The sequence below is a fragment of the Hymenobacter arizonensis genome (assembly GCF_900115775.1).
In the GTDB taxonomy this organism is placed as follows: Bacteria; Bacteroidota; Bacteroidia; order Cytophagales; family Hymenobacteraceae; genus Hymenobacter; species Hymenobacter arizonensis.
Genome location: NZ_FOXS01000003.1, coordinates 139,191 through 151,626 on the forward strand (window position 1 = coordinate 139,191; position 12,436 = coordinate 151,626).

Annotated in this window: 9 protein-coding genes; 1 reads left to right on the forward strand and 8 read right to left on the reverse strand. The window is 60.1% G+C overall.

Going from position 1 to position 12,436, the window contains the following annotated elements; all coding sequences use genetic code 11:
• Positions 1-62: 62 nt before the first annotated feature.
• Complete coding sequence (locus tag BMZ66_RS12320) at positions 63-1,013, reverse strand: hypothetical protein (RefSeq protein WP_092673436.1); 951 nt, start codon at positions 1,011-1,013, stop codon at positions 63-65.
• Positions 1,014-1,322: 309 nt separating this feature from the next.
• On the opposite strand from BMZ66_RS12320, the gene BMZ66_RS12325 reads away from it, so the two are divergent.
• Positions 1,323-2,354, forward strand: coding sequence for a DUF6688 domain-containing protein (locus BMZ66_RS12325; protein WP_092673439.1), 1,032 nt, complete (start codon positions 1,323-1,325; stop codon positions 2,352-2,354).
• A gap of 248 nt (positions 2,355-2,602) precedes the next feature.
• Here BMZ66_RS12325 and BMZ66_RS12330 read toward each other — a convergent pair whose 3' ends face one another.
• The 7 genes from BMZ66_RS12330 to BMZ66_RS12355 form a co-directional block, all read right to left on the reverse strand.
• Complete coding sequence (locus tag BMZ66_RS12330; RefSeq protein WP_092673442.1) at positions 2,603-6,313, reverse strand: DUF8696 domain-containing protein; 3,711 nt, start codon at positions 6,311-6,313, stop codon at positions 2,603-2,605.
• A gap of 208 nt (positions 6,314-6,521) precedes the next feature.
• Positions 6,522-7,424, reverse strand: coding sequence for a hypothetical protein (locus BMZ66_RS12335; protein ID WP_143080179.1), 903 nt, complete (start codon positions 7,422-7,424; stop codon positions 6,522-6,524).
• Positions 7,425-7,828: 404 nt separating this feature from the next.
• On the reverse strand, positions 7,829-9,019 hold the full coding sequence (locus tag BMZ66_RS12340; RefSeq protein WP_143080180.1) for a hypothetical protein: 1,191 nt from the start codon (positions 9,017-9,019) through the stop codon (positions 7,829-7,831).
• Between the two features lie 64 nt (positions 9,020-9,083).
• On the reverse strand, positions 9,084-9,242 hold the full coding sequence (locus tag BMZ66_RS25535) for a hypothetical protein (protein WP_177204706.1): 159 nt from the start codon (positions 9,240-9,242) through the stop codon (positions 9,084-9,086).
• Between the two features lie 93 nt (positions 9,243-9,335).
• Positions 9,336-9,980 (reverse strand): hypothetical protein, encoded by a 645-nt coding sequence (locus BMZ66_RS12345; protein ID WP_092673451.1) that lies wholly within the window; start codon positions 9,978-9,980, stop codon positions 9,336-9,338.
• Between the two features lie 92 nt (positions 9,981-10,072).
• Positions 10,073-11,263, reverse strand: a complete 1,191-nt coding sequence (locus tag BMZ66_RS12350) for a phospholipase D-like domain-containing protein (RefSeq protein ID WP_092673454.1) — start codon at positions 11,261-11,263, stop codon at positions 10,073-10,075.
• A gap of 175 nt (positions 11,264-11,438) precedes the next feature.
• On the reverse strand, positions 11,439-12,422 hold the full coding sequence (locus tag BMZ66_RS12355) for a phospholipase D family protein (RefSeq protein WP_092673457.1): 984 nt from the start codon (positions 12,420-12,422) through the stop codon (positions 11,439-11,441).
• Between the last annotated feature and the right edge of the window lie 14 nt (positions 12,423-12,436).

Consider the following 12,436-nt stretch of genomic DNA (forward strand, 5'->3'; position numbering starts at 1 on the left):
CCCACATTTTTAGTCCGTTAGCAGGGTATAGAGGTACCCCGTAACGGCGACCGTAAATGACCTCATTTAGCCCTCGGCCGGCTGCGGGCGTGCCGGGCCAGTGCCCGGCGCACCTCGGCGGCCTTGGGCAGCCCGTCGAGGTAGGGACGCGGCGTCAGGTCCTCCCGGTACCGGGGCCGGCCGGCCTTGTCCACCCCCGCATCCTGCCAGACATGGGTTTCGTATTGGTTCGCGCGCCCGGTCATCCGTTCGCCTTCGATCACGAACGTTTCGCGCAGGCTGCATTCGGCCAGTGCCAGCAGGTCGGGGCGGCCGTCGCCGGTGGCGTCCGCGAAGAAAAAGGCAGCCAAGTCGGTCAGGTCGCCCATCGTTTCGATGGGCAGGATTTGCACCGCGTAGGTATCGGGCTGGTAGGGGTCGAGCAGGTACAGGTCCGTGCCACCTTGGTTATTTTCCCCGCCCCGCTGGCTGAAGAACAATTGTTTGCCAAAGGCGCTCGGCCGCCACGCGTAGGCCAGCAGGTTGTCGGTGTAGGACAAGGGCAGCACCCGCCGCACAAAGGTGCTGTCGGCTTCGCCGGGAAGGCGCCGGGCGGTTTGCCGCCAGCGCGTTTCGGCCTCCCGGCGCTGGGCGGGGGTGACCACCCCGGGCGCCTCAATTGCGAGTACGTACGGCACGCGCTGGTACTTACCCGCCCGCTGCACCGGGCAAAAGAGGGGCAGGGCGCGTACGGATGCCAGCACCGCGGCGTCCACGGTGGGATTCAGGCCCTGCACGATTTCCTCCTTGTCCACTTCGCCCAGCGTACCCACCACAAACCGCACGACCACCCGGCTCGTGGGCGCCGGCACGGGTGTGCCCCAGGGGATGACAATGCCTTGCTGCACGGCCGCCCGCACGGCCTGCTCGCCGCCGCCTTCGAGCAGTTCGGGCAGGGGTGAGGTAGTAGGAGCGGGGAGGGCTGGCCCTGCGGGGGCTTCCGCCGGGGCTTGCCCCTGCGAGCAATTCGACATAAGGACCGAGGCTAGGAGCAACGAGCCGCGCAAAAGGGAATGAAGGGGCATAAGGGGGGCAACTTACGGGGAAAGTGTGCCAACTGCGAGATCCACTTGGTAAAAAAGGCAGTGACGCCGTCCCTTTATTTACTTTGTTATTCAAAGTACTTTACAATACCTTTGCTTTCTCGGCTGGCAGGTGTTTCATCTGCTTCTTAATCACTCAACAATTTCCGCGTGCACGACTCACTTTCTTGGGGCTTATTGACCGCCGTGCTGGCAGTCACGGCGTTGTTTAGCCTCCCCGCAATAAAATGCGCCCGGAAGATGCTGCAATCCGAAAGCCGAGCCGAACCCTTGCCGGTGCAAGGCTTCGAAAAGTTCGCCTTGCTGGTTTCTCCCGTGCTCGGCTGGCTGTCTTTGACCTTATTCACGGAAGAGGCCGAGCTGCTGGACTGGCGCCATGCCTTCTCGGTCTTCGCGTTTTTAGCGGCCAGCATCGGCCTGTATTTTGTTTCGCGCACGAAAAAGGAGCGCGTTGCCCCGCTTGTCCTCGTGCTCATTCCACCGGCCCTGGCGGCGGGGGGGCTGCTGTGCGTGGCGCAGTTCGTGCACTACCTCCCCATTGCGGGCATCGGGGCCGTGCTGCTGCTCTCGCCGCTGTTTTTCTTTGCCCTGTTCGTCTTGCCCGCCTTTGCCCTGGGCCCCGCCACCGTTTTGTTGGCCACCCAACTCTACATCCAAACCACGTACAACCTGCGGCAAGCAGCAGAAGGTACCTCTCTCCACCCGGTGCTCAACCGCCTGCACCGCTTTTATTTCGGGCATACCAACGGGGCGGCCCACCTGCTTGCGTTCCCATTTTTTGTGACCGTTGGCCAAGCCGTGCTGCTCTTGGCCGGTCAGCAACCGGACAGCTTGCTGCAGTCCTTTCTGCAAAGCAAGGATGGCTTGTTTTCGCAGGGCCTGTGCGAGCAGTGCGTGTCCACGCCGAACACCGAATACATCTGCACTATCGCCGGGTTTGGCAGCCACGGCTTGGTCAAGCCTTTGCGGTGGGGCCACCGGCACGGGCACCTAATCCGCGTCACGCGGCAGTTGCAGGTGTGCAATGCATTTGAGGAGCTGTTAAGCGAGCGGCTGCCGCGGCTCCAGCGCGTGCTGCGCCGCGGCTACGACGGCTTGCAAATTCCGGTCGAGAAGTGGAAGCACGTGCGGGCGGTGGCCAACGGGCTGTACCTATTGATAAAGCCGATGGAATGGGGCTTTTTGTTGGCTCTCTACTGCTTTGACCGGCAGCCGGAAAGCCGCATTGCCCGCCAGTACCTGCCGGCGGGATTTCAAGAACTCGTTAAGTAGGCAGGCGACAAAACAGCTCTCGGGTTGCGCAACGCCTGCTGCTCGCGCTTGGTTTTGACACACGCCATCGTGCAGCGCAAAGAAGCAATTGGATGGGTAAACAGGTAGCGTAGTAATTGCAGCGACTCGCCACAAAAGGAAGGGCACTAATGCTCGCCTGGTAACGCAAGAAGCCCCAGCATGGCTGGGGCTTCCGAGACGTACTACTTCGGGAAGTTCCTTTTTTGAAAGAGGAACTGCTGCCAGCGCTATTCTTTGACGACGCGGCGGGTGTCCAACCCCCCTGCGGTTTTAGCCTGCAGAATATAGACTCCTGCCGGCAAACGAGTCAGGTTTACGGCCTGGGTCGTGGTGCCCGCGGCAGCAGGCACCGTGGCGGTGTACACCATTTGCCCCAGCGTGTTGAGCACGGTCAGCGCCACGGGCTGGCGGTAGCCCGTCAGCTCGACCCGCAGATGGCCGTCCGGCGTCGGGTTGGGATACACGCTCAGGCTAGTGCCGGCCAGCGGCTTGACGCTGGACGTTACCGTGATCGGGGCCGAGGCCGAAGAGGCGCAGCCCGCGGCATTGGTGGTGACCACCGTATAGGCGCCGAGTTGCGTCGTCGTCCCGGTTAGCACATACGTCTGCGCCGTAGCGCCCACAATGGCCACCCCGTTCTGATAGAATTGGTTGCCCGTGGTGGCGCTGGAAGTAAGCGTGGTGGTCGTGCCATTGTACTGGGCACTCAGCGTCGGCGTAACCGGCCGGGGGTTCACCACCACGGTGATCGCGGTAGACGTGGCGGAACAGCCACCCGCGCTCACCTGGCGGCGGAAGTAGGTGGTGGCCGAGGGCGAGCCGGGCGCGTAGTCGGAGCTGGTGGCACCGGCAATGGCCGTCCAGGTGGCGTTGTCTGCCGAAGCTTCCCACTGGTAGGCATACGGGCCCGCACCGCCGGTGGCGGGTGTAGTGCTGGTGAGCGGTGCGGCGGGACTACCCGCGCACACGGTTTGATCAGCGGCAATGGTACCGGCCGCCAAGGCGGGCGTCACGGTAATGGAGACGACATTGGAAAAGACCGGGCCACAGGCGGTGCCCGAGCTGGCCTGCCGGCGGAAATAGGCGGTCGCCGTCAGCGAGCTCGGCGCATACGTCGCGCCGTTGGCCCCGGCGATGGCCGTCCAGGCATTATTGTCCGGCGAGGATTCCCACTGGTAACTGATATTGGCCGAGCCGCCGGCCTCGCTGGTGCTGGTGAGCGGGGCCGGCGCAGTGCCTGCGCAGATGGTTTGGTTGGCCGCGATGGCGCCGGCCGTCAGCACTGGCAACACCGTCACGGCAACGGACGGCGAGTACTCCGGCCCGCAGGGTCCCGAAGTAGCCCGGCGCCGGAAGTAAGAGGTGATCGTGAGCGCGCCGGGCGAAAAAGCTTCTCCCGTAGCGCCGACGATGGCCGTCCACGTGCTGTTATCGGGTGAAAATTCCCATTGATACGCAAACGCACCGGTGCCGCCCGTGGCCGCGGCCGTGCTCGTGAGCGGTGCGGCGGGACTTCCAACACATACTGTTTGGTTAGCCCCAATGGTGCCCGCCGTTAGGGCTGGGGCCACGGTAATGGCGACGACATTGGAAAAGACTGGTTGGCAGGCAGTACCCGAGCTCGCTCGACGCCGTAAATAGGTGGTCGCATTCAACTGGCCCGGCGCATAAGTTGGTCCGGTGGCTCCACCGATGGCCGTCCAGGTGCTGTTATCAGATGAAGTTTCCCACTGGTAGTCGATGCTGCCCGTGCCGCCCGTGGCTGGAGTTTCGCTGGTGAGGGGAGAAGCAGCTATGCCAGCGCAAAGAGTTTGGTTTGCGGCAATGCTGCCGGGGGTCAGCGCGGGCACCACGGTTATTGTTACGGTATTAGAAGGCGGACCGGGGCAGGTGCCGAAGAGTACCTGGCGGCGGAAGTACGTGGTGGCCGTTAGCTGGCCGGGGGTGTAGTCGGCTCCGGTAGCACCGGGGATGGCAACCCAGTTGTTGTTATCTGCTGAAGATTCCCACTGATAGGCAAATGTGCCCGTTCCACCTGTAGCTGGTACTGTACTCGTGAGCGGCGCAGCGATACTTCCGGCGCACACAGTTTGGTCAGCAGCAATGGTGCCGGCCGTTACGGCCGGGAGGACGGTGATGGCTGCCGAGGCAGTGATGGTGGGTGTGCAATAAGGGCCCGACAGGTCCGGCAGCAGCGGCTGAACGCGCCGGCGGAAATAGGTTGTGCCGGCCGGCAGGTTCGCCGCGGGCTGGTAGGTTGGCCCAGTGGCGGCTCCGGGGGCGTTGGTCCACGTAGCGTTATCCATCGACGTTTCCCACTGGTACACGAGCGGCAGACCGCCATCGCTCGAAGCGTCAGCGGCACTGGTGAGAAGGGCCGGCGCTTGGCCGGCGCACAGCGTCTGCGGGCCGGCAATGCTACCCGGAATCGGTGAATTCGGCACCAGAATACCGCCCGAGCTTTCACGGCAAAAACAGTCGGCCGTGACGCGCAGCGTCACGGTGTAGTTACCGGGCGTCGCATAAATATGAACTGGATTCTCTTGGGTGGAGGTAGTGCCATCGCCGAACGTCCAGAGATACTGCTTATTATCAAAGTCGATGGGCGGGGCCCGGAATGTGATTTGCCGGCACCCGGTAATCTGCGCGCTAGGTCCCACGCGCAGCAGCGAGCTTTGGTTGAAGTTGACCAGGCCCAGGCCACTCAGGCCGCCACGCAGCTGCAGGCTGTCCTCGGCATAGCCGACCTTGGCCCCCAGCGAGTCCGGGTAGGAAATAAAGCCCAGCGCGGGCTGATTGTCGCGGGCCACGTAAATCTTGCCATCGGGCGCGGCCTGCATGGAGCCCAGGTCAGCGGCTGTCTTAAGCGGGATGACTTCCCTGTTTACCGGGCCGGTGCCGCTGATGTCGAATTGCAACAGCTTGGGCGCGTTGCGCACCGTGGCGTAGAGGTAGCTACCGGGCGAAAAACTCACCCCGTAGTATTTGCCTTCGCCGCTGTCCACCACGAACGGAACTTGTGGATTGACGGATACATTACCCGTGCCGGTATCGAACCCAAACAGCTCGACGGTGCTGCTGCTGTCGCCCACCGCTTCGCTGTAGCGGGCCAGGGCCAGCCGTTGGCCGTCGGGGGTTACCTTCATCTGGCCTTTGTAGCCCAGGGCCGCCACGCTCGGCGCGTGCAGGCTGCCGACGGTTGAGATAATGGGCACGTCAATGACGACCGGACCTACATAGCCGGCTGATAGCCGCACGCGGTAGGCCAGAAAGGCATCGCCCCGGTTGTCGTTGCCGGTTTTGGCATCGCCCCAGCCGTGCGCGATAACCCAGGTATCGCAGCTGTTTTTGTGGAAGACGGCCGTTAGCTTCTCCGCCGTGCCGCGGGCCAGGGGCGTGTTTTTGGTGGCGGCGATGACGGTGCCCAGCCCTCCGCCCGCGGGAATCTCTATTTCCGAGTAGCTCAGGCCCACGGTGCTATTCAGGGTGAAAAGCAGGTAGCGCGTCGGTTGGCCCGGCAGCGGTAGGCCCGGCAACTTGATGGGCAGGGGGCCGTCGGTGGTGAAGCGGCTGCCCGCCAGCCCCGTGCCGTTGGTCATCACGGTGCCGTCGCCGTTCCACACGGTTTCGCCGTTGCTGTAAAAGAGAATGTTGCCGTCCTTATCCGACATCACCCCCGAGCCGGCGGGAGCGTCCATCGCCCCGTTCGTGAGCACCTTGGGCAGGGAGTCATTAGAGGCCTGGTTGAAGTCCAGCCCCGCCTTGAAACCAAAGTACCAGGTGTTGGCAAACTTCTCATCGGCCGCGCACTCCGGGGGAGCCGTACCTTGCGCGAAGGCTGTGGTGGCCGCCCCGCTCAGCAGGGCCAGCAAGAGCAGCAGCGCCTGGCAGCGTCGGAATAGGCGCGTCCAGGAAAGAGTAGGTAGATGATTTAACATGAACTGAAGAAAGTGTAGTATATGAAGATTTATGTATTAAAAATTTTACGATTTTAATATTTTAGGTTAAAGGTACCGGGCTCGGTACGCCGTGGGCAAGTCCAAAAAAATCTTTTTTAGCCAGTAAGGTGGATGCGGCACCCTTTGGGCATTGGAGCAGGGGGCAGCCCTAGGCCGCGGGGCAAGCCTATCTAGGCTGGGCTAGCAATCAAATTGCTTTCAGCCAAGCCTGTTGCGTTGCCTGCTTATCGGAAGTAGTAAGCAGCAGCCGGTTGGGGCCCACAAACTGTACCGCGTCGGGGTCCTCCTCGGGCCCTAAGTCCAGCCAGCGCAGCCCGGACACAGGAGTGGCATCGCGCAGGTCTATTCTCAGGAATTCGCTCGGTGGTATCGTAGCGTGCGGGGAATCAAGGGGACCGGGTAGGGCGGCTGTCTCAACGGCCCGCAAGTCGATGCAGGCTAAGGCCTGCGGGCAGGCGATTACGAGCGTGTGGTCGTGCAGCGCGATATCAAAAGGGAGCGATCGGAACTCCGTACCCGAAGCAAGCGTCCAGGGCGTCCACGACTCCTCGGCGGCCTCTTCGTAAGCTACTTCCAAGCAGGGGGAGTACTCCCCGCGGCGCAGCACCGAAACGTAGGTCCCGGTGCCGCCCATGCCCGTGCTGGTAGAGTACAAGGCCACATAATCAGGGCTTACTTGGCCCTTGTGAATGTGTTCGTTTACCCGCGCGAACGGCAGTTCGATAACGCGCGGGGAATGGGGCAGGGCGTTCCCTGCCGCTAAGCGGTAAACGAACAGGTATTTGGGGAATAAAATGTTGTCAACCAGGATGAGTTCGTCGCCCTCGACCAGCACGTCGTCGATGGCTTTGCCGGCGGCCGGCGGGATGGGCAACTCCAGCGGCTCCCAGGTTGGCTGCTCGACCCGCAAGTCGAAGCGACCGGCGGCGGGCCTGACTTCTACTGCTGGCCGTCCACGTTCGTCAAAGTCTCCGCCGACGTATAGAAAAGGACCGTGCAGCGCTAGTCCACGGGTGACCAGGTGCGGGGGCAGCGCCAGGTCGGGTAGGCGAGTAGGAACGCCTTCTTCATTGAGTATGGCGCGGCTCACGCGTGAGTGGTTTGCCCGCTTTGTTGGCAAGGATACCGCGTAGCCGTTGCTGACGGCCGTCAGGGCGCCAAAGGGCATTCCCAAAGGTGCCAAGCGTTTCAAGGCCCCATCCTCGAGGCAAGCTAACTGAGCGGTATTACGACCGTCCGCGGTCGGTACAATGAAGTAGTCCAAAGGGGCCAGATTTATGGATTTACGACGGACAATACTTAAGCAATTATTGCAGACGCTTTTTGGTGGGGCAGGTCTGTTTACTTCATCTTATTCGCTCTTGGGCGTCCACATGAGATTTGTCAAACTGAACTTTTTTGGTCAGAAGCCCAATCGTGGATTGTTAGCTTAAGTGACCACTTTTCGGGAATTGCTCAGGTAGACTTTTGCCCCAAAGTGTAGAAGCGATAAATCTAAATGCGGGCGGTCGCACTAAACTGGATGGCCTGCGACAGCCAGCCGCCACTGGCCTGGGTCCACTCGTCGTTGTGCGAGCAGTAAGTGAGCATCCTGGCGGCTAGTTCGGCGACTTTGATGCTGTTGATTAGCTGGTAATAGGTGTAATAGTCGGCTTGGTATTTCGCGCCTACCAAGGCGAGTCCGGTGGCCGAGGCGCCTACTCCGAGCACCATGGGGCCGGAGTCGTAGTCGGCGGGCAAATCGTACCCAGGAGGGTATTCCCGGAACAAACTGGCTACCCCGAGATTGTACTTAAAGTCCTGCTTGTGTTTTTTCCACAAGTCGGCAGAAAAAGCCGGAGCATACGCGGCGGCGTATTTGCCAATCCAGGCATTGGCGCACCCCCGGGGCGGGCGTCGGCGGGTCAGCTCCGAAAAGGGAAGGCCCTTGGCAGTGGAGCCGGTAGAGTCGATAAAGTGGATCCACTGTCGCTGCAAGGAAGCCGATCCCGCCGTGGAGCAGAGGGCGTCGCGCAGGAAGAGGCTCTGCAGGGTCACGGCATTATCGGCCACCCACAGTGAGTCGGGCGTGGTGCCGTAGGAAGGAGCATTTCGGGTGGGGGCGGCCTGCAACCGGGCCGCTAAGTGGCGGGAAAGCTGCGCGTGGAGCTGGGTGTAAGGATTGGCTTGGTCGGCCCTGAGCTGCTGTGTGTAACTACCCAGCAGCAGATTCAAATGACTCAGGTACAAGTTGTCATCCCGCCGGCGCCAGGCAACGGTGTCGCGAATGTTTTCGAAGGGGCAGCCTTCCGGGCTGATCAAGGCCAGCAGCGCGTTTTCCGTCAGTTGCCGGGCTTCGTCCCGCTGCGCTGGAAAGCGAACCGAATAGTTAACCAGGCCTTCCCCCAGCAGCGACAAGGCGATGATGGACTGCTCCCCGTTGAGGCGGCTGCTATCGATCCACATCCGGGGAGTCGCCAACACCTGCTTGACCTGCTGGTAGTGGCGCTCCGCCGCCCGCCCCGTCGCGTCTTCCCAACAATAGTACAGCTGCCATACGCAGAAGGCTCCGCAGAAGGTAATGAGCCCGCTCTTGAGCCAACGAAACGGAACCAGCTTCCAAACCAGCAGCGCTGTTAAGATTACCGGCACTAGCAGGGCCAAGGTGGACACAAAAGCGGCCATGCCGGGGGAAGAAACAGCCACGGGAGGAAGGGCTTATGTAATTGTTTGCCGGCTTTGACGGCCCGTCGGGTCCAGTAAAAGCGGGCTACAGGCTGAACCGTTTGAGGCTGTTGCTGTCGACGTATCCGTAATAGCCGCCCGCGTACACGAGGTAGTAGCGGTGGTTTTCGTCCAGCAGCCGGCTCAAGACAAACACGCGGTCTCCGGAGTCTAGTCGGCGATAGGTCGTGCTAGGGGTATCCACATTCGTAATTAATTCACTCGCAGAGCCGATTACTTCGGCTAGGAAGATAAAGTCCTACGCTGGGGGCTCCGCCGCGTGGGTGCCGGTGACGAGCTACTTGTAGTGCTGGACTTGGGAATCCATTAACACTTCCTCACTGGCCAGCGAAGATTCAGCCAGATCCAGGGTTGGCTGGACTTCCGATACGGTTTCTTCTTCTGTTTCGGTTTCTTCCTCGGCGGTGGATTCCGGAGGCGCCGGCATGAACCCTTGTGGCAGTTTTTTGGCTACGTGCACGCTGTATACTGGGAGGGAAGTGTCGGAATCCGTGGACAAACGCGTTTCCACCTGGTAGTTCGATCCCAGGTAAACCGTCGTGATGTAACCATCCTTGGCCACGGCGGATACTTTTACCATTTTGTAAGCCAGTATTTTTGCGCGAATGGCTTCGTAGTAGACCTTGGATGACGTCTGATAGGAAACCTGACTGTAGTAGCCTTCGGCCGCTAGTAACTTAACAAACGACTTGGCCCGCCCACTGTACAATTGCTTGGTATGGGCCCAGGTGCTGGTGCCGTACTGGCTTTGGGATTCTTCGGCGGCATCGTGGAACACCCAGCCCTTAGGCGAGAGGTAGGAGTTGACGGCATCAACGTCCTTGCCGCGCAGGTACAGCAGTTGATCCAAGCTTAGGGCTTGGGCGTGAGCTTGTAGGTTGGGCGCGAGTAGGAACAGTAGAAGGGTGTAGAGTTTACCCATGTAGAAGAAAGCAGGGTTGCGGGTAGAAGTGGATGATTCGAGTAGGGAAAATCCTTGCTGGTTTTCAAAAAGGCGAATATACTACGATGGTACTATGGTTGGCTTTGCCCTCTTCCTAATTCGAAAATGGCCTGAATATCATCCCAGTCGTGGAGGTCACGTTGCTCGGGGGGGGATTGCTCGAATAGGGCCAGTGCTGCTTGCGCATTGGAGAGGCGATCGGCATAAGACATCTGCAAGTGGGCCTGAGCTAAGTATGCGCGCAGGAGCCGGGCGTTGTCGTTCTCGGCTTTATAGCGGAGAATTTCCGCACTGACTGCTTGGCGCCCATCCGAAGCAGCCTTCAGTAGCGATATGGACCGTTGCGCCACTCTCAGTGCAGCACATTTATTGACGTGCCAAATCGAGTTTGATGCCTCGTGGGCGATGCAGCGGTTGAAGTAGTTGAGAGCGTCTTGCAATCGCTCTAGGTCAAGACAACCCAACCCTGCCAGGTTCCACAGCACCGGGTTTGCCACCCCGGCGTCTTTGGCTTCGGCGATCACGGCGAGGCATTCCGCGTAGCGCTTGCTGCGCCAATGAATTCCGGCAAGAATTTCGTACGGCCGGGCCTGGGTGGGGTTTACTAGGCGGGCTTGTTCGGCCAAGTCGTGGGCAGAGGCGTACTGTTGCTGGGAGAAGGCAGCATTGGCTGCGTCTTCCAACTGGTCGTATTGCGACTTTTCGAGTTGCGTTTCTTGGAGCACTTGAGCTTCCACTTCCGGTTGCGACGCTACTTCTTGTTCTTGCCTCACGCTATCCCGCGCGGGGGGCACCGTCGATATCAACGCCGGCAAGTCCGTGACCTTAGTGGAGCGGACTAGTAATGCTTTAAACTCCTGATCAAAGGCGCGGATCACTTCGGGCTGGTCGCACACCAACACGTTTTCCTGGTTGCTGCGGGCCGCCCGCGTCCAATTGTAAGAGCCGGAGAGCACGCGCTGTCCGTCAATCACGCAGAACTTGTGATGCAGCGGGGGATGATGGGGCGAGACGTACAAGGTGCCCCCGGCATCTAAGAGTAGCTGCCAGTCCAGGTTGCCAGCGGCTGGGGCCGGAAAATTGAGCCCATCGGCCCGCACTACGACGGTCACGCGGACGTGGGCTTTCGCCTTTTGCACCAGCGCATGGTACAGCTCCGGGTCCGTAAACCAGGCCACGGCCACGTCGAGGCTGGTGTGCGCGGGGGCTAAGGTGGATTGAATCAAGGCTGCGAGGTCGGTGAAATGCGCGCTGGTTGTCATTAGGTGCGGAGGTTAGAATGCCTAAACATAGGCCCCATTGCAGATGCAGGACGAAATAGAGGCTGCTGCACCTAAACGTTGAACCCCGACCAAGGCAGCAGTAGCTGCGGCTCCGACCAAAACAGAAAGCGCACGACTCCCTCAATGGCGTACCTAGCCTCGAGTTGCGCCATGACTAGTACCGATTCAAAATCGGATTGCGTTTGCTCGTATCCCCGTGGGAGGCCCGACCCGTGCGGTGGCAATACCGTTCGGGGTAATCATCGTTGCCAAACTCGGCCCATTTTCTATAGGCCTCGTAGCTGAAGGGGCGATCCGGGTTAAAGGGGATTTCCGTACCGGTCCGAATGCAGTAACCTTGGTTGGAAGAGCTAGGAGCGGAGAAGCGATCGTTCTGCCGCGAAGCAGTGGAACTCGTGTAAGGCTCCTCTTTTCGAAAAAGGCTCGGATTTAGAGTTGGGCGCGTTGCTTCTACCTCTTGGCGCGTCGGGCGGACCTGCGCGTGGGTTTGGCTAAACTCTACTTCTTTGGGCAAATTGGCCAGAAGGCTTTTGGCATACGGCCGGTTGTGCAGCAATTCGTCCATCACGTCCACTACCACGGTGGGCTCTAGGTAGTCCTTGCCGCCAACTAGTTTAGAAAGCAGCCCGGTTTTCATCTTGAATACGGGACGTTTGGCAAACACCACGTCGTGCGCGTTGGCCACCGTCATGGCTTGCGCGAAGGATTCGTCCTCCAAGCTCTTCTTATTCATGGCCTCCAGCAGTTTCTCCATCAGTGGAGCATTCTCGCTGTAAACCCCAAACTCGATGTTGTTGCGAAAGGAGTAGTCGTAAAGGTTGATGGAAGTAACGACGCCTTTTACCTCGTTGCCGTAGTACTTGGCGTGCAGGGTCGGGGCGTAGATGAGGGTGACGTTCGGAAACTTAGCGAAGTACTCCAGGTCCGCGCGGCTGACGCTGCGGGTGATATTGCCCTCGTTTTTGCCAAAGACCACAATCATTTCTAACTCGGGGTTATGAGCGTGGCGGTCGAGGATGTTGCGGAAGTAGTCATCAAGTTTGATGTAGGGGGAAACCAAGAGCAGCTTCTGCTTGGCCTCAAAGAGGATATCGTAGACGACTTCTTCTAATTCTTTTCCAGTAACAAATTTGGGCATAGAGGTAGGGTAGA

Bases quoted from the DNA above. Each gene is read 5' to 3' on its own strand.
- BMZ66_RS12325 (WP_092673439.1), top strand. From the start codon at position 1,323: ATGCTGCAATCCGAAAGCCGAGCCGAACCCTTGCCGGTGCAAGGCTTC.
- BMZ66_RS12320 (WP_092673436.1), bottom strand. From the start codon at position 1,013: ATGTCGAATTGCTCGCAGGGGCAAGCCCCGGCGGAAGCCCCCGCAGGG.
- BMZ66_RS12350 (WP_092673454.1), bottom strand. From the start codon at position 11,263: ATGACAACCAGCGCGCATTTCACCGACCTCGCAGCCTTGATTCAATCC.
- BMZ66_RS12345 (WP_092673451.1), bottom strand. From the start codon at position 9,980: ATGGGTAAACTCTACACCCTTCTACTGTTCCTACTCGCGCCCAACCTA.
- BMZ66_RS12355 (WP_092673457.1), bottom strand. From the start codon at position 12,422: ATGCCCAAATTTGTTACTGGAAAAGAATTAGAAGAAGTCGTCTACGAT.
- BMZ66_RS12330 (WP_092673442.1), bottom strand. From the start codon at position 6,313: ATGTTAAATCATCTACCTACTCTTTCCTGGACGCGCCTATTCCGACGC.